We start from the raw sequence: 17,047 nt of genomic DNA on the forward strand, positions 1-17,047 counted from the left end.
CGCCATGCCGATCTATATGCTGGGAGGACTGACCCCGAAAACGCCGCCTGCCGGACGCTACTGGCTGGCGCCGGATGCGTCGATCATTGGAAAGGTCGAGCTTGGCGAGGACGTCGGCATCTGGTTTGGGGCGGTCTTGCGGGGCGACAACGATCCGATCGTCATCGGTGCCCGGACCAATATCCAGGAAGGCAGCATGGTCCACACAGATGCCGGCTTTCCGGTCGTCATTGGAGAAGGCTGCACGATCGGTCACCACGCCATCGTCCACGGCTGTACCATCGGCGACAACACGCTGGTCGGCATAGGCGCCACCATCCTTAACGGCGCGCGCATCGGTAAAAATTGCCTTGTCGGCGCCAATGCGCTGGTGACGGAAGGCAAGGAATTTGCCGACGGCTCGCTGATCGTCGGTTCGCCCGCAAAAGCGATCCGCCTTCTCGACGACGCCGCCATAGAAGGCCTGCGTCGCTCGGCAACAAGCTACGTCGCCAACTGGCAGCGTTTCGCACGGGATCTGAAGCTGGTCGATTAAAAATCAAAAGCGCGCTACAATCTCTGAGATCAGCGTGTCACGCTTTACCACTGTTCCCGGACATTTCTCCTTTAGACATGCCTCAGCGTTTGTCCTCGGGGGATTTGTCGAGGGCACGATCGAAACCCTTTTCCGCCGTCTTCTTCAGTTCTTCGCGATGGGCGTCGGCCTGTTTCGGGTCGCTCCGCGCCGCATCGCTTGTGGGATCCAGCTTTTTCGCGTCGACGTCGTTGTTGTTGTTGGCTGCAGCCTTGTCGTTGGTCATTTTTTTCTCCTAGTTGCCATCCCCAACCATAAGCGATGCCATAGGTTCCAACGCAGCTATCAGCTTATGGACCTCACACGGTCGGCAGCATGCCATTCAACCGCAGCCAGGTCTCTACCAGCTGGGTCCAGCTGCGCACCGATGGCCGGGTCTTGCCCATGCCCCAGCCGTGGCCACCGGATTGGAAGATGTGAAGCTCGGTGTCGACATCGGCGGCACGCAGGGCGCGGAACAGCATGAGGCTGTGGTCGACGGGCACGATAGGGTCATCCATTGCATGCGCGACGAAGGTCGGCGGCATGTCTTCCGTGACGTGCTGTTCGACTGAAAAGGCCTCGCGCATGTCTTCTGTCGGCTTCTTGCCGCAGATCTTCAAACGGCTCATGGTCTGGTCGAACGGTGCCATCATCGTCACGACCGGATAGAGAAGCGCTGCGAACGCGACATCGCTCGGCGAACTGTCGATTTCGTCGGTTTGCACGTAGAACTGCTCGGCGGCCTTGGTGGCCAGCATCCCGGCAACGTGGCCGCCGGCGGAAAAGCCCATCACGCCCAGCCTTGCCGGATCGATCCCGAGGCGTTTCGCCTCCGTATGGAGGATCTTCATCGCCCGGATACCGTCGAGGAACGGCGCATGGATGCTCCAGCCCTCCTGCGGCACGCGGTAGACGAGTTCGACGGAGGTGATGCCACGCGACGCGAAGTAGATGGCAGCCGGCGTGCTTTCGTTGACGATATCGACGCGCGCATATCCGCCGCCCGAACACATGAGCATCGCTGCCCCGGTCGGCTTGTCCGGCTTGTGGATGATAATGCGCGGCAGCGAGATCTGTGTCAGCGACCCGCGCGGCGTCAGGTTCTCGCCCTGGCCCGGACCGGCGCCACCCGGAGGTGGACCCGTCCAGAGGTTGATCACCTCGATCGTAGAATTCTGGGCAGGGTCTGGCGTGGCCGCCACCGCTGCGGTTGTCGTCGTCTGGACGGCTGCGGCTGCAACTGCCGCGCCAACCAGGAAATTTCGTCTTTTCAAATCCATCATCCCTGCCCCGTCAGAAGCATATGACTGAACTATGTCACGAATTTATTTCGAATAACGACTATAATGCACTGCAATATGGATGGTTGCTTTTTAGCATCGATTTTCGACGACTTTTCCACAATCGCAATTTTTGACATCCACTCGGATCAACTAGGTACAATGGACGTAACCCATTGATATCATTTCAAGACGTGCTTCTTGATATTCCACCGGTCATGATACCAGAGCCATTGCTCCGGATTTTCCCGTACCCAGCTTTCCACCTTGTCGTTCATCATCTGGGCAGTGGCCGGCAGATCGAGTGCGCCGGTATCGGTGCGCGGCAGCTCCATCCTTGGCTCGATTTCCAGCCGGAAGCGATTGTTCGGCAGCCGCACGCAGCGGGCCGGATAGACCTCGCATTCGAACTGCCGCACCAGCTTCGGCAGCAGCGGATTGGTCTTCACGTCGCGGCCGAAGAATTTCGTCCGCAGTCCCTTGCGGAATTTCTGGTCGACGAGCACGCCGACGCTGCCGCCCTCGTCCAACTGGCGCGCGAGCGCAAAGGACGAGCCGGCATGCGAGGGAACCAGATGACCCATCCGCTTGGCGCGGAAGTCGTAGACTTTCTTTGCGACATAAGGATTGTTCGGAGGCCTGAAAAGCACGGTGACTTCAAGCCCGAAGGCGGCACTGGCCACCGGCAGCAGTTCGAAATTTCCAGTATGGGCGGTAAAAACGATGAATGGCCGTGGATTGTCGCGCAATTCCAGAAAGATCGGGACGCCGGAAACCTCGATGCGGCCCGGCTCGGTCTTCTCGGGATCGAAGTCGAAAAGGCGGTCGAGGAACACATATTCCGCCGCCAGCCGCCCCATGCTCCCCCAGCTGGCAAGCGCGATTGCCTCGATCTCCGCATCGCTCCTTTCCGGAAAAGCATTGCGCAGATTGGTGAGCATTAGCGCATGACGACGCGTACGCGGACCGACCTTGCGCATCAGCCAGTCGGCAAACCGTATGCCGCCATCAGCTGGAAACAGCTTCAGGAAATTCAGGAACCCAAAGGCCAGCTGCGCGATCGACCATTGGCGAAAGTGCCGGAAGGCCAGTACGATCCGGGTGATGAAGAGCTTCACCGGTCAATCCATCTTCAGGATGATCTTGCCGAAGATCTGCCGCGACTCCATCCGCTCAAGCGCCTTGTCGATGTCGTCGAAACGTACTTCCGTGTCGATGACGGGATGCACGTAGCCGCGCGCCATCTTCTGCATGGCATCCGCCATGTTTTCCATGCGGCAGCCGAACGAGCCCATCAGCTTCAGCTGCTGCTGGAACAGCATCATCAGGTTGATCTCAGCCGACACGCCGGATGTCGAGCCGCAGGTGACGAGCCGACCGCCGCGCTTCAGGCAGAACATCGACGGTCCGAACGTGTCCTTTCCGACATGCTCGAAGACGACGTCGACGCCCTTCTTCTTGGTGAGCTTGCGCACGACCCCTTCGAAGCGGTCGACGCGATAATTGATGACATGATCGGCGCCAAGAGCCTTTGCCCGTTCGATCTTATCGTCGGAACCGACCGTGGTGATGACGGTGCAGCCGATGTTCTTTGCCAGCTGGATCGCCGCCGAGCCGATACCGGAGCCGCCGGCATGGATGAGGATGGTCTCGCCGGACTGCAGTTTGGCATTGTCGAACAGCATGTGCTCGACGGTGCCGAAAGTGACCGGGGCAAGCGCTGCCGCAATGGCATCGACGCCGGGAGGCGCCGGCACCAGCAGACGGGCCGGCAGGTTGACCTTCTCCTGCGCAAAGCCGTCGAGATGAAAGCCGTGCACGCCGCTGACGTTTTCACAGAGATTATCGCGGCCCGCGCGGCAGTGATGGCAAAGGCCGCAGGTGCGCGCGCCATAGATCGACACCAGCTGGCCCGGCAATACGCTGGATACGCCAGGGCCGATAGCCTCGACGACGCCGGATGCTTCGGCGCCGATGACAAGCGGCATCTTGCGCTTGGCAAAGGCCATGCCGCGCCATCCCCAGACGTCGATATGGTTCAGCGCCACCGCTTTGACGCGCAACGTCACCTCGCCGGGACCGGGCGCATCCGGTTCAGGCAGGTCGGTGATTTCAAGCTTGCGGTCGTCGACGAGTTGCAAAGCACGCATGGAAAGGCCCTCCGCCCGAAGGCGTTATCAAGTAAATCGTGTGGCGACAGGCTCTAGAGCATTTCGTCCAGAACTGGAAGCCATTCCGTTGGCAGTACGCGGATGCCGGCGCAAAGGATCACGCATCGGGCCGAATGAAAACAGCCGCCCTCTCGCAAGGCGGCTGTGTTTCAAACAAACTTGCGTCATTCTCGGCCTCTAGGCCGGATCGAGCGCCATGACAAGGCTGGCATTCTGCCCGCCGAAGCCAAACGAGTTCGACAGCACCGCGTGGACCTGTGTCTCGCGCTTGACATTCGGCACCACGTCGAGGTCGATGCTGGTGTCTGGGATGGCGTAGTTGATGGTCGGCGGCAGCGTACCCGTCAGCATCGTCTGCAGCGAGAACACGGCCTCGACGGCACCGGCAGCAGTCAGCGTATGGCCGATCATCGACTTGTTGGACGACACCGGGATCTTGGCCAGCCGCTCGCCGAAGACGGCCAGCATCGCACCATATTCCATCTTGTCGTTTTCCGGCGTCGAGGTGCCGTGGGCGTTGATATAGCCGATGTCGGTCTCCGCCATGCCGGCATCCGCGAGAGCCGCCCGGATCGTAGCAATGGCCGGCGCGCCGTCGGGTGACGAGCGGGTGCGATGAAAACTGTCGGCCTTGTCGCCGGCGCCCTTCATGATGCCGAGGATTTTTGCACCACGGGCAACAGCTGATTCCAGCGATTCCAGCACCAGCGTCGCAGCACCCTCGGCAATCACGAACCCGTCCCGGTCCTTGCTGAACGGCTTCGATGCCTTGGTCGGCGGATCGTTCTGGGTCGACAGCGCCGACAGCAGCGAAAAGCGGATCAGCGCCTCGGCGCTCAGCGAGCCGTCTGTCGCAACCGACAAGGCCCGCTCGGTGCGACCCTGGCGGATCGCCTCGATCCCGAGCTGGATTGCGGTGGCGCCCGAGGCACAGGCTGTCGACAGGGTTACCGGCAGACCGCGCGTGCCGAAACGGTCGGAAAGACGCTCCGAGATGGCGCCGAACGAGGCGGCCTCGTGGAAGGATGGATCCGGACGTTCGCGCATGGCGGCAAGAAATCGCTCATAGGCATCGCCCGGGTGATCGGCCGGCGGCGAGCGATCGCCAAGAGCGAAACGGGCGCTCCATTCCGGTTCGATCGGCGGCGCGGCCAGGAACAGCGGACCGTTGAAATCACCGGACAGGCCAGCCTGCGCCAGCGCCTCGACGGTGGTCTCGCGGGCAAACGCATAGGAGCGCTCGACGGCGTTGGAAATCGGCACCTCGATGAAATCGACGGTACCGGCGATGCGGGTCGAGATGTTGTCGGTCGGAAAGCGCGTGATGGCGTGGATACCGGAAACGCCTGATGTCAGCGCATCCCAGTTGTCCTTCAGGCCCTGGCCGAGCGAGGTGATGATGCCCATGCCGGTGACGGCAACGATCGGGCGTCCGAGATGGTCCCTATAGGCTGCAGCTGTCATGCTCATCACTCCTGAGGCTCAGTGGACAGGACGGCAACGCCCTCGCCGCGCGTATGTCCGACGGTTGTCACGATCGCCGTCCGGGCGGCTGTGCCCATCGGCTTTTCATGGTTTGGGTCGAACGCCGGCACCTTGGCCTTGTTGGCCAGCGCCAGTGCGGCAAACGCGATGCCGAGCGGAAACTGCGTTTCGAGCCCGTGTCCGGTCACGCCGCCATAGCCACGGATCGCCGCTTCCGGAAGCGCCTTGTCCAGCACTGCCTTCTCGCGGGCTGCAATCTCGTGGAGGCCGGAGCTTCCGGAAAACACGATTGCTTCGCTGCCGGAACCCATGGCGGGCTCGAGCAACCGCTCGAGGCGAGCCTCGAACCTGCCGTCGTCGCGGTTGCCGCGGTCACCCTCGATCGCGTCGATCGTCGCATAGATATGGGCACCACGGCTTTCGGCGTGGGCCCGGGATTCCAGAACCAGGAAGGCTCCGAGCGAGCCGACGATCATGCCGCCGCCGCTGCCCTCGCGACGCGACCACAAGGGCTGCCAGTCGCCGACGCTGTGGCCGCCGATCGATTCGAACAGCAGGATCATGTCCAGCCGCTCTGCCGAAAACGCGCCGCCGACCAGCGCATGGGTGGATTCGCCGGATTTGATGCGGTGAAAGGCGGTCTCGACCGCCGATATGCCGGCAGCCTCCTCGCCCATGAAGGTCCGCGACGAGCCGGTGACCTTGTGGACGATAGAGATATTGCCTGCGAGCAGGTTTGAAAGCTGGGCGAGAAACAGCGTTGGCCGTAGCTCTGTCGTCAGCTTTTCGTTGAGCATCAATTCGCGGTCGTTGCGCTTCAGGCCCTCGTCGACGATCAGCGTATCGACATTGATGTCGCGCTCGCCACCGCCGGCAGCAACGATCATGTCCATCGCGCCGCATGCCTCGAAATTGTCCTTGAAGCCGGCGTCGTCGAGCGCAAGACCGGCGGCAAAGACGCCGATGCGCTGCCAGTTCTCCATCTGCCGCTGGTCACCGCGCTTGGGGATCTGCTGCGACCAGTCGATCTCTGGCAACGGGTGCACGGGATAGGGCTTGAATTTTTCTGTCTCGACGATGACAGCCGGCGATGTGCCCGATGTCAGCAGCGCAACATGCGCATCCTTGCCGACGCCCTGGCAGGTTACGATACCGACGCCTGTGATGACGACGTCATTGGGAGCCTTGCTCATACATCAATCCTTTTCGGCTGCGTCGCGGATGGCCAAACCTGTTCAGGCGCTGGCAGCAATCGCGTCGAGAAGCCCGACTTCCGTGGCGCGCTTGCGAACAATATCGGCCAGCGGCACCTCATTAAACGGCAGCGTGCGCAGCTTCAACTGCGCATCGCAGACCTTCTTGCCGGCGACAGTGATCTTCGCCTTGGTGACAGCATAGCCGGATCCGTCATGTTCCAGAATGGCCTCGATATCGAGTACCGCATCCGGCTCGACGAAGGAACGCATCTTCGCGCCGTCGACGGTCATCAGGAACGGCATCGCGGCAAAATTCGTGGCGGCCAGAACGAGCATGCCGGACGCCTGCGCCATGGTCTCGATCAAGAGGACACCCGGAACCAACGGCATTCCGGGAAAATGGCCTTCGAAAACCGGACTGTTGGACGGCACGACGGAGCGCGCCCTCAAGATACCCTTGGACAGGTCGACGGACTCGATCCGGTCGATCATCTGGAAATATTCCAGCAGCATGGTGCTCTCCGGTCCGACCCGCGAGAAAAAGCAAAGCGGGTGGGAGATAGTGCTTGGAACAAAACCGCCCGGCCGTCCTATCAAAGGCGGCAGGGCGTTGGCAAAGATGCAGCGGTGGCTCAGGCCTTGGCGGCGCGCAACTCATCGATCTTGGCGCAGAGATTCTTGAGGACGAAATACTCCTCCGTCGAGACCTTGCCTTCGTTGACTTCCTGCGTCCACTTTTCCAGCGGAATCTTGATGCCGAATTCCTTGTCGATCGCAAACACGATATCGAGGAAATCGAGGCTATCGATGCCGAGATCGTCGATCGTGTGGCTTTCCGGCGTAATCGTCGCCCGGTCGATTTCGCTCGTTTCCGCGATGATGTCGGCAACCTTATCGAATGTAGCAGTCACGCCAGTACCTCTTCAAATGATCTTTCGATCTTCGTCATAGGGAAATCCGTCTCAAAAGCCAATGGCCTGCGCGACAGCCTGCCCAAAATTTGGGACAGTGTGTCAGGCAGGGCGGTCACTGGCTTATTGGCTGATGATAATGCGTGTGTTCTCAAGCCCGGCTTGGCTCGCCATAGAGAAGAACACAGCAGCATTCGCGGTCTGCAAGCGGACGCAACCGTGAGACGCCGGCCGGCCGAGACGGCGGACCTCGGTGGTCCCATGCACCGCATAGCCGCCGTTGAAGAACACCGCGAAGGGCATCGGGGCGTTGTCATACTTCTTCGAGTGATGGTCGCGGGACAGCCACTTGGCGGTATAGTTGCCGGTCGGCGTGACATAACCCGGCCGGGCCGTCGAGACTTTCCACTGATAGCGGGTGATGCCGTTTTCGCTGACTGTCATCGTCTGCGCGGCAATGTCGATCCGCGCCAGGAGCGCCGAAGCATCGGCAGACGCAGCATAAAAACCGAGGCAGAGAGTTGCCACAGCAGCAGGAATCGTCGTCTTCATGATTTTCCCCTCGGTCGTTGCTTCGGAGCGAGCAATTTCGACTGGGAAAGGAATAGCACGAAGTTTTCTATATTGAATTAATTTGCACGACGCGCGCTGCCTAATTATTATTTGTGGATCGGGCGCAAATCTTTATTGAGAAATTAAAGTAAAGCGAGAAAACCCGCAAGCACGGCCAGCGCCAGTACGCTGCAGGCCGTGTAGAAGATGGCCACGCCCGCCTCGACATCGCTGACGGTCGCGGTATCTCGCCCGGATCCGTTGATCATCGGCTCCCGCACGGTCTCTCCGGCATAGATACGCGGACCCGCCAGCTGTATATCGAGAGCGCCGGCCATGGCTGCCTCCGGCCTGCCGGAATTCGGCGAACGGTGCAGACCACCGTCGCGCGCGGCGATGCGAAAGGCATTGTTGAGCGCCGTCACACCACGTCGCACCATCGCCCCGAGGGCAATCAACAGGATCGACAACCGCGCCGCCGGCCAGTTCGCGACATCGTCGAGCAGTGCCGACGCCCGGCCGAAATCGATATAGGTCTCGGATTTGTGGCCAATCATCGAATCGGCCGTATTGAGCATTTTGTATAGAAGCAGGCCCGGCAGGCCGAAAACCGAGTACCAGAGCACCGGCGCCACCACGCCATCGGAAAAATTCTCCGCCAGGCTCTCGATGGCCGCCCGACAGACAGCGGGCTCGTCGAGCGTCTCGGGATCGCGACCGACAATGCGCGACACCGCGCGCCGTCCGCCTTCGAGCCCCTCCTGCCGCAATGCCTCCGAGACAGCAATGACATGGTCGGCGAGGCTCTTCTGGGCCAGGAAAACCGCCACCAGCACCGCTTCGATCAGCAGACCGAGCCAGCCGAACATCCCGAGCAAAGCATGCAGCACGCCACCGGCAAGTGCACTCAGCGCCAGCAAAGCCAGTATCGACACGAGACCGTTGCGACGACGGTCTGCGGCCGAAAGCCGCGTCAGATTATAGCGCTTGTCGACAAAGCTGATCGCCTTGCCGAACAGCACCACCGGATGCGGCAGTCTCGTCCACAGCCAGTCTGGATCGCCGACGATCCGGTCGAGCAGCAGAGCCAATACGAGGATGAGCAGGTGTTCGTCGATGATCATGATGTCAACCCGGTGAGTGCCGATGCCAGCCGGCGATCCTCTGCCGCATCGGCCGTCAGCCCGAAACGCAGCCACTCTGCGGCATAGTCGAATTTGCGGACCAAAATGTGATGCCGGCAAAGGTGCTCGTGAATCGCACCCGCCCGGCTGTCGGCAACGAGAGCGAACAGATCGGTCCCGCCGGTAACCGATAGCCCCGCGCCGGCAAGCACCGAGCGCAATGCAGCGCTGCGTTCGGCCAGCCGCCTGCCGATTGCTGCCGTATCTCCGGCAAACACGTTGGCCGCCAGCGATAGCGCCGGACCCGAAACTGCCCAGGGTCCGAGCCAGTCCTCAAAACGTTCCTGCAGGAAGGGATTGGCGATCACGAAACCGAGCCTGATACCGGCCAGCCCGAAGAATTTTCCGAACGACCGGAAGACTATCAGCTTGTCCATGCCGGACGCCAGCGGCGTAAGGCTCGCCTGCGGGCTGCCGTCTCCAAATGCCTCGTCGACCACCAGCCAGCCATCCTGCCGGCGAAGTCGATGCTGGAGCGCCACCAGTTGGTCGGGCATATGAACGCGACCATCCGGATTGTTGGGATTGACCACCACCACCAGCCCATGCGCCTCCGTGACGGCGTCGAGATCGGCGATCTCATCGACGGCAAGGCCAGCCAGCGAAAACACGCGCCTGTACTCGCCATAGGTCGGCCCCAGCACCGCGACGCGCGTGCCCTCGGCCACCAGACGCGGCAGCAGTTGGATGACCGACTGCGTCCCCGGCACCGGCAATGGCCGGCAATCGCCACTGCGGTAATAGGTCTGCGCAGCCGCCCTGGCGCGCTCCACCAGATGCTGGTCCGGCAGCCGGTGCCATGCGCTCGCTTCTATCGGCGGGATCGTCACCAGGTTGGGGTTGATCCCTGTCGACAGGTCGAGCCAATCGTCGGCGTCACCGCCGTAGAGATGCGCCGCGGCAGTGATGCCGCCGCCATGGGCGATCCTGCCGCTCATCCGGCCTCTCCGGACAGGTCGATCAGGTGCATGTAGGAACCGGCGACCTTGCCACGCTGCAGGCCGGCCGTGCCGAGATCGTTGTCCAAGGCATCGGTAACGGCAAACAGCGGGTCGGCATCGCCTTCGGACACCAGCGTCGAATAGTGGAATTCATGCGCTTTCATCGGCGCCTCGAAGAAACTGCCCGGCAATGGCGTGACGCGGCGATAGCCCAAATGCCGCTTGCGCGTCTCGTAGCTGGTGACGACCGGCAGCAGCCCGAGCATCGCATGGCGCCCACCGGCTGCATCGATCAGTTCCTCACCGAGCGTCATATAGCCGCCGCACTCGCCGAAAATCCTGACGCCACGCTCGGCCGCCTCCCGCATGGCGGAGCGAAACGCACTGGCCGACGCGATGGCCCCCGCGTGCAACTCCGGATAGCCTCCGGGCAAATAGATGGCATCGGCGTCTGCCACTGGGGCCTCGTCGGCAAGCGGCGAGAAGAACGAGATCTCCGCACCGCGTCGCCGCCAGCCCAGCAGCATGTGTTCATAGGAAAAGGCAAAGGCGATGTCGCGGGCGACTGCGATCTTCTGGCCAAGCGGCGCCATACGGTGAATGTTGGCAGGAGAGGCCTTGGCACGTCCGGTACCGGCACGCATCAGCAGATCGAAATCGCACTCGGCGGAAACAGCCGCGGCGGCACGCTCGATAAACTCCTCGAGCCCCGAGTGTTCGCCGGCCTGCACCAACCCCAGGTGACGCTCCGGCACCGCCAGCCCCGGATCGCTGCGCACTACGGCGACGACGGGCATGCCGATTGCCCGCAGCGCCTGTCGCAGCATCAGTTCGTGGCGAGCGCTGCCAACCCGGTTGAGAATGACGCCGACGATGCGGATGTCGGCGCGAAAATTGGCAAAGCCGCTAACGAGCGCCGCCACCGATTGTGACGTGCGCGCCGCGTCGACGACGAACACCACAGGCAGAGACAGCATCGCCGCCAGATCGGCCGCTGTACCCTGACCATCGGCAGCGCCGTCGAAGAGGCCCATCATCGCCTCGACCACCAGCATCCTGCCGCCTTCCCGGTGGAGGGCGGCATTGGCGGAGATCAGTTCCGGGCGCATGCCCCAAGGGTCGAAATTGAGGCAGGTCGTCCCGCTCGCCGCCGCATGGAAGGCGGGATCGATATAATCGGGTCCGGCCTTGCCCGGCGCCACGGCAACGCCCCGATTGCGCAGCGCCCGCAAGAGCCCGAGCGTTATCGTCGTCTTGCCCGACCCGGAGGACGGCGCCGAAATCAACAGCCCGCTCATACTCGCACCTGTCTCGGTTCGCCGATGCTTTCAGGCACCAATGTGCGCCCGGAGAGTGCGCCCAGCCAATCCAGCGATGGGCGCAGCCCTACCACCGCGCCGATGACGACGATGGCAGGCGGCAAGAGACCCGCGCTTGCAACATCCGCCTCGGCAGATCCGAGCGTCGTCTCCAGCACCTGCTGGCGCGGTGTCGATGCATTGCAGACGAAGGCGACAGGCTCGTGCAGCGACCGGCCGGCAGCAATGAGATTGGCAACGATCTGGGAGATGTGTTTCATCGCCATGTAGATGACGATCACAGGCGACCCCTTGCCGATCGCCTGCCAGTCAATGGCATCCGGCACCAGCCCCGACGAATCATGACCGGTGAGGAACGTCACGGCGTGATTGACGTCCCGGTGGGTCACCGGAATGCCGGCATAGGCAAGTCCACCGATCCCGGCGGTGACGCCCGGCACGATGCGGAACGGGATGCCATGCTCTACGAGAACCAGTGCTTCCTCGCCGCCACGCCCGAAAACGAAGGGATCCCCGCCCTTCAGCCGCAGCACCCGCTTGCCGGACCGCGCCAACTCGACCAGTCGCAGCGAAATATCGCGCTGCTTTGCCGAAGGCTTGCCCCCACGCTTGCCGGCATATTCGAGCACGGCACCGGCACCGGCGAGCCTAAGGCAGGCATCGTCGACCAGTGCATCGTGGACGATAACATCAGCCTCAGACATAGCCTTTGCAACCAGCAGCGTCAGCAAGCCCGGATCGCCCGGCCCCGCCCCGGCCAGCCAGACGCTGCCCGGCTCAAGGGTTGGCAATGTGGAAAACAGGGTTTGGTTCATGCGGCTGTGTTAGGCGTGGGAGGGCGGAATTGCAATATTGCGGCAGAAGATCGAACCGGCCGAGAGGCGCCATAACGCGGTGATCTCTACGCGGCTATATTCGACCTGATCAAAACGCCATCCGGCAAGAACATGCCGTCAAATGTATTTCCGGAAACGTTCGCAGCGCCGATATTCGGCATTTTCATAAATTTTGCCATAGACCGAACGACGGATTTGGTGTCGGCGGTGAACTCTACCATCCCGACATCGAGGCCGCCGAGATCATCGCGATGTTTCGATATCGTATCCGCGACAGTATGATAGAACGCTCGCTTGTCGGTGATAGACTTCGCTGGAACGATCCAGAGTTTCCAGCTTTCGGCTTCAGAAAAATTGACCCACATCGCGAAGCGTGGATTGACCGGAGTCTCGTCCAGATACCTGACGAGATCCTGACCACTCTTCACCATCGTTCCCTGATCCATGGCAGAACTCCTCCGGTTTCATCCATCACGGCGGCTATCATCACCTGAGCCGTGCCCAGGTCCTTTAAGCCGTATCGATCGTCAGGCTTCCACTCGCAAACGATCGCCCAATTTACGGCAAAATCTTTGTTGGCATCCTGTGCTTGCTTCAATTCGGCCGACAGGCCGGCAACCCTGATTAGCTTTTGTAGATCATGATCATATATCGACCTTACAAAATTAAGCTCGGGAATCGTTTCCGCTGATATCTGCTTCGCGATGCAAGCCTTAAGCCCGATCTCCACCGCATATCCCGCTAGATAGTAAGCATTCGACGCCCTGCGATGGGCCAACAGCAACTGGGCATCGTTGATCTTTGCTTGAGCAACACGTTGCAGATCGTCGCGCCTCACAGCGAACATCTAGGGAAGCCCAAAGACCTAACGGACATCTCAGTCTCCCCGGTCAAACATGAACGCGATTAGTCCAAACGGTCAGCGATATCCATCGTCGCACCGATCATGAATAATTCATACCACAGAAGGCCATTGCAACCATAGCGCTACATGAGGAGTAATGCGATCCATCTTTGTCCTTGGGTAAAAGGAGCGTCCTTGGGGTGCCCCCTACCCAATCACCCCACGATCACATCCCGGATCAGATCCACGACCTTCTCCGACTCGATCCCGACACACACCGTCTGGCTCGGCAGTCCGTCCCATTGCCCCGGGGGGAAGTGGCGGCCGTCGGGCTTGACGATGGTCTGGCCGTCGGCGATGCCGCCGCAGACGACGCGCACGGCACCTGATATCGATGTGAAGAGGTTGGGGGCGACGATATAGGCGCTGGCGCAGCTGTCGTGCACCATCATGCCGTCCTCGACCGCGTGCTTGTAGAAATCGATGTAGGACTGCGAGAGGTCGGCGAGCAACTGTACGTCCTTGCCGCCGGCCTTGGCCATGTCGGCGAGATAGCCGCGGCTCATTGTGGTGATGGCGGTCACGTCGAGGCCGATGAGCACGACCTTCCAGCCAGCCGTCATGACGACGTCCGCAGCCTCGGGATCGCCGTAGATATTGGCTTCCGCCACCGGCGAGACATTGCCCGGCACGTAGAAAGCGCCGCCCATGATGACGACGTCCTTGACCAGTCCGGCAATCTCCGGATCGTGCTTCAGCGCCAGCGCCAGGTTGGTCATGCGACCGACGGCGACGAGCCGCACCTCGCCGGGATTGGCCCGGACAGTATCGATGATGAACTGGTAGGCCGGGCGCGGATCGATGGGAAGATCGATGGTTTCCGGCACAGCGATATCGCCGAGACCGTTGACGCCGTGCACATGTGTCGGCCAGCCATGCTCCTTGCGCGATGGATCGAAGGTCGCGTCGGCGCCGCGTGCCACCGGGCATTCGAAGCCCCATTCCCGCTTCAGGAACAGCGCATTGCGCGTCGTCGTGTCGACCGAGGCATTGCCGAAGATGGTGGTGACGCCGATCAGGTCGATCTCGGGATGACGGTGCAGGAAGAGCAGCGCCATTGCGTCGTCGACGCCGGGATCAGTGTCGTAAATGACCTTGTGCATGGAAATTCCTTATCGCGGCACGGAGCCGGCAGCCATCTCGGCCAGCGGCGAAAGACGTTACCATACCGGCGCCGGGCGGTTTCGCAATATCGCAGATGCCCCGCCGGCACGTCGTCCAGCGCGAAATTCAAACGACGACGGCAATTGCCACGGTGGCGAGCGCGGATTTGAGTTTCGGCACGATGAGCACGGCCTCAGGCCCCGCCCCGGCCAGCGCCGCAGCCTCCGCGACACCATGGCAACCGATGAGCGCGAAAATCTTGTCGGAGGGATTTTGCAGCCGCGGCGTCTCGCACTCAAGCCGCTCGGCATCGAAAAACAACGCCGGAATGCCGTAATAGGCCGCAACGGCAAGGATAGCCGGCTCCTGCGCCTTGCCGTCGATCGAGGCGAGCGCCTGGAGGTCACTGGCATCGAGACCAGCTCCGGCGAGGGCGCACTTTGCCAGGGCCAGCAATTCGCCTTCCGGCGCTCCGCTCTCGCAGCCCATGCCGATCACAAGGCGGGACCTGCCGGACGATTGCCGATCGGAGGACGAATGGGTCACGCAGGCTCTCTTCGGTAAGGATGGCGATCTGTCTAGGCTTCAGCGCGGCTCACGTCAATTTTGGTCGCCCCCGCAAACAACGATTGCAGCCGGCAAGCGCGGGTGCCAGAAGACGCTCCAGTGAAATCGGATGGCCCGCCGTGCAAGACATCTCCCTTCAACTGCTCCTGCTTCTGTTCATGGCAGCATTCTTTGCCGGCTTCGTCGATTCGATTGCCGGCGGTGGCGGATTGATCACCGTGCCGGCCATGCTGATCGCCGGCATACCGCCGCTGCAGACGCTCGGCACCAACAAGCTGCAAAGCATCTGCGGCTCGGCCTCGGCGACCATCGCCTACGCCCGCAAGGGCCATGTGCAATTGCGCGAGCAGGTGCCGATGGCAGCCATGGCGGCGCTCGGTGGCGTGCTCGGCGCGCTGCTGGCGACGATCATGCCAGCAGATCTGTTGCGCACCATCATGCCTTTCCTGCTGATCGCCATCGCTCTCTATTTCGCCCTGAAGCCCAACATCAGCGACGTCGAGACCCACAGGCGGATGACGGCGCTGATGTTCGGCCTGACCGTCGTGCCGCTGGTCGGCTTCTACGACGGCGCTTTCGGCCCCGGCACCGGCTCGTTCTTCATGCTCGGCTTCGTCAGCCTCGCCGGTTTCGGCCTGTTGAAGGCGACCGCCCATACAAAGCTTCTGAACTTCGGCTCGAATTTCGGGGCGCTTGTGGTCTTCCTGTTTTCGGGCGCCATCCTCTGGAAGATCGGCATCCTGATGGGCATCGGCCAGTTTCTGGGCGCCCAGGTCGGCTCGCGGCTTGCTATGCGTATCGGTGCGAAAGTCATCAAGCCGCTTCTGGTCGTCGTCTGCATCGCCTTCGCTATTAAACTGCTGGCCGATCCGAACAATCCCGTCAGGCTTTGGCTCGGCTACTAAGGGCTGCAGGGGACACCGATCAGAACAGCGCCAGCAGCAGCGCACCGCTGGCAATCAGCGCAACGCCGAGCCAGTTGACCATTCCAAGCTTTTCACCGAGGAAGACGACGCCGAAGATGGCGACCAGTACGATCGACAGCTTGTCGATAGGCGCGACGCGGGCTGCATCGCCGAGCTTCAGGGCCCGGAAATAAGCGATCCACGAGCCGCCGGTAGCAAGGCCGGACAGGCCGAGGAACAGCCAGGTCTTGGCAGAAATTGTCGACGGCGCCTGCCATTGGCCGGTGGCAGTAACGATGGCGGCGAGGATGACGATGATCACCATGGTGCGGATCAGCGTCGCGAGGTCCGAATTGACGCCGGAGATGCCGATCTTGGCGAAGATCGCGGTCAGCGCCGCGAAGGCGGCCGATAGGATCGCCCAGAAAACCCAGCTCTGCGTCATCAATATTCCACTCCGGCCTGCCCCTTGATACCGGAGCGGAACGGATGCTTGATCAGCTCCATCTCGGTCACCAGGTCGGCGATCTCGAACAACTCTTCCTTGGCATTGCGGCCCGTCAGCACGACATGCGTCATATAGGGCTTTTCCGTTTTCAGAAACTCGATGACCTCTGCCAGATCGAGATAATCGTAGCGCAGCGCAATGTTGATCTCGTCGAGCAGCACCATCGAGTTGCGCTCGTCGCGGATAAGCTCCTTGGCCTTCTCCCACGCAGCTCCAGCCGCCGCTACGTCGCGGGCGCGGTCCTGCGTCTCCCAGGTAAACCCCTCGCCCATGGTGTGGAAGGCGCATATATCCGAGAAATGCTTCTCGATCAGGTCCCGCTCGCCCGTCCACATCGCGCCCTTGATGAACTGCACGACGGCGGAGCGCTTGCCGTGGGCAATATGCCGAAAGATCATCCCGAAAGCGGCCGAGGACTTGCCCTTGCCCTTGCCGGTGTGGACGATGATCAGCCCCTTGTCGCCGCTCTTCGTCGCCATGATCTTGTCACGCGCCGCCTTCTTCTTCGCCATCTTCTCGGCGTGGCGGCTATCGTCGGGCTTTTGCTCCGGCGCGGTCACGCCGTCGGTTGTGTCTTCGCTCATGGCTGTCGTCCTGAAATCTCGGGCTTCTGTGCCAGCGGGCCGCC

Annotated in this window: 21 protein-coding genes; 2 read left to right on the top strand and 19 right to left on the bottom strand. The window is 61.6% G+C overall.

The features are described 5' to 3' along the window. The first annotated feature begins 4 nt into the window (after positions 1-4). Positions 5-535, top strand: coding sequence for a gamma carbonic anhydrase family protein (locus PR018_RS08320; protein ID WP_142823071.1), 531 nt, complete (start codon positions 5-7; stop codon positions 533-535). Between the two features lie 82 nt (positions 536-617). Here the strand turns inward: PR018_RS08320 and PR018_RS08325 are convergent, their stop codons facing one another. The 17 genes from PR018_RS08325 to PR018_RS08405 all read right to left on the bottom strand — a co-directional run bounded on the left by PR018_RS08325 (position 618) and on the right by PR018_RS08405 (position 14,928). Beyond that, positions 618-800 carry a hypothetical protein gene (locus tag PR018_RS08325; protein WP_142823072.1) on the bottom strand — a complete coding sequence of 61 codons (183 nt, stop codon included), beginning with the start codon at positions 798-800 and terminating at the stop codon, positions 618-620. A gap of 73 nt (positions 801-873) precedes the next feature. After that, positions 874-1,830 carry an alpha/beta hydrolase gene (locus PR018_RS08330; RefSeq protein WP_161990934.1) on the bottom strand — a complete coding sequence of 319 codons (957 nt, stop codon included), beginning with the start codon at positions 1,828-1,830 and terminating at the stop codon, positions 874-876. Positions 1,831-2,018: 188 nt separating this feature from the next. Next, on the bottom strand, positions 2,019-2,954 hold the full coding sequence (locus PR018_RS08335; protein ID WP_142823074.1) for a lipid A biosynthesis lauroyl acyltransferase: 936 nt from the start codon (positions 2,952-2,954) through the stop codon (positions 2,019-2,021). A 3-nt stretch (positions 2,955-2,957) separates the two neighbouring features. Further along, positions 2,958-3,986, bottom strand: a complete 1,029-nt coding sequence (locus PR018_RS08340) for a zinc-binding dehydrogenase (protein ID WP_142823075.1) — start codon at positions 3,984-3,986, stop codon at positions 2,958-2,960. A 198-nt stretch (positions 3,987-4,184) separates the two neighbouring features. Continuing rightward, positions 4,185-5,471, bottom strand: coding sequence for a beta-ketoacyl-ACP synthase (locus tag PR018_RS08345; RefSeq protein ID WP_142823076.1), 1,287 nt, complete (start codon positions 5,469-5,471; stop codon positions 4,185-4,187). Positions 5,472-5,476: 5 nt separating this feature from the next. Continuing rightward, positions 5,477-6,685, bottom strand: a complete 1,209-nt coding sequence (locus PR018_RS08350; protein WP_142823077.1) for a beta-ketoacyl-ACP synthase — start codon at positions 6,683-6,685, stop codon at positions 5,477-5,479. Positions 6,686-6,727: 42 nt separating this feature from the next. Further along, complete coding sequence (locus PR018_RS08355; RefSeq protein WP_142823078.1) at positions 6,728-7,201, bottom strand: 3-hydroxyacyl-ACP dehydratase FabZ family protein; 474 nt, start codon at positions 7,199-7,201, stop codon at positions 6,728-6,730. A 119-nt stretch (positions 7,202-7,320) separates the two neighbouring features. Further along, entirely contained in the window at positions 7,321-7,599 is a 279-nt protein-coding gene (locus PR018_RS08360; protein ID WP_007814022.1) for an acyl carrier protein, read from the bottom strand. 123 nt (positions 7,600-7,722) lie between these two features. Then, positions 7,723-8,151, bottom strand: a complete 429-nt coding sequence (locus PR018_RS08365; protein WP_142823079.1) for a L,D-transpeptidase — start codon at positions 8,149-8,151, stop codon at positions 7,723-7,725. A gap of 143 nt (positions 8,152-8,294) precedes the next feature. Next, positions 8,295-9,275 (bottom strand): adenosylcobinamide-phosphate synthase CbiB, encoded by a 981-nt coding sequence (gene cbiB / locus PR018_RS08370; RefSeq protein ID WP_142823080.1) that lies wholly within the window; start codon positions 9,273-9,275, stop codon positions 8,295-8,297. Beyond that, positions 9,272-10,273 carry a threonine-phosphate decarboxylase CobD gene (gene cobD, locus PR018_RS08375; RefSeq protein WP_142823081.1) on the bottom strand — a complete coding sequence of 334 codons (1,002 nt, stop codon included), beginning with the start codon at positions 10,271-10,273 and terminating at the stop codon, positions 9,272-9,274. Before cobD ends, cbiB begins: the two co-directional genes overlap by 4 nt. Further along, entirely contained in the window at positions 10,270-11,574 is a 1,305-nt protein-coding gene (locus PR018_RS08380) for a cobyrinic acid a,c-diamide synthase CobB (RefSeq protein ID WP_142829180.1), read from the bottom strand. Before PR018_RS08380 ends, cobD begins: the two co-directional genes overlap by 4 nt. Next, positions 11,571-12,410, bottom strand: coding sequence for a uroporphyrinogen-III C-methyltransferase (gene cobA / locus PR018_RS08385; RefSeq protein ID WP_142823083.1), 840 nt, complete (start codon positions 12,408-12,410; stop codon positions 11,571-11,573). The genes PR018_RS08380 and cobA overlap by 4 nt, the downstream gene beginning before the upstream one ends. An 86-nt stretch (positions 12,411-12,496) precedes the next feature. Continuing rightward, positions 12,497-12,877, bottom strand: coding sequence for a hypothetical protein (locus PR018_RS08390; RefSeq protein WP_142823084.1), 381 nt, complete (start codon positions 12,875-12,877; stop codon positions 12,497-12,499). Further along, a complete protein-coding gene (locus PR018_RS08395) occupies positions 12,856-13,278 on the bottom strand; it encodes a DNA-binding protein (RefSeq protein ID WP_142829182.1) in 423 nt (140 codons plus the stop codon). The genes PR018_RS08390 and PR018_RS08395 overlap by 22 nt, the downstream gene beginning before the upstream one ends. 212 nt (positions 13,279-13,490) lie before the next feature. Further along, positions 13,491-14,438, bottom strand: coding sequence for a nucleoside hydrolase (locus PR018_RS08400; RefSeq protein WP_142823086.1), 948 nt, complete (start codon positions 14,436-14,438; stop codon positions 13,491-13,493). Between the two features lie 127 nt (positions 14,439-14,565). Beyond that, positions 14,566-14,928: a cobalamin biosynthesis protein gene (locus PR018_RS08405; RefSeq protein ID WP_142823599.1), complete on the bottom strand. Its 363-nt coding sequence runs from the start codon at positions 14,926-14,928 to the stop codon at positions 14,566-14,568. A gap of 197 nt (positions 14,929-15,125) precedes the next feature. Between PR018_RS08405 and PR018_RS08410 the strand changes: the two genes are divergently transcribed. After that, complete coding sequence (locus tag PR018_RS08410; RefSeq protein WP_224127718.1) at positions 15,126-15,911, top strand: TSUP family transporter; 786 nt, start codon at positions 15,126-15,128, stop codon at positions 15,909-15,911. Between the two features lie 19 nt (positions 15,912-15,930). Here PR018_RS08410 and PR018_RS08415 read toward each other — a convergent pair whose 3' ends face one another. Beyond that, positions 15,931-16,356 carry an EamA family transporter gene (locus PR018_RS08415; protein ID WP_142823088.1) on the bottom strand — a complete coding sequence of 142 codons (426 nt, stop codon included), beginning with the start codon at positions 16,354-16,356 and terminating at the stop codon, positions 15,931-15,933. Beyond that, positions 16,356-17,003: a cob(I)yrinic acid a,c-diamide adenosyltransferase gene (gene cobO / locus PR018_RS08420; RefSeq protein ID WP_142823089.1), complete on the bottom strand. Its 648-nt coding sequence runs from the start codon at positions 17,001-17,003 to the stop codon at positions 16,356-16,358. The genes PR018_RS08415 and cobO overlap by 1 nt, the downstream gene beginning before the upstream one ends. Positions 17,004-17,047: the final 44 nt, after the last annotated feature.

The organism is Rhizobium rhododendri, from assembly GCF_007000325.2.
GTDB lineage: Bacteria > Pseudomonadota > Alphaproteobacteria > Rhizobiales > Rhizobiaceae > Rhizobium > Rhizobium rhododendri.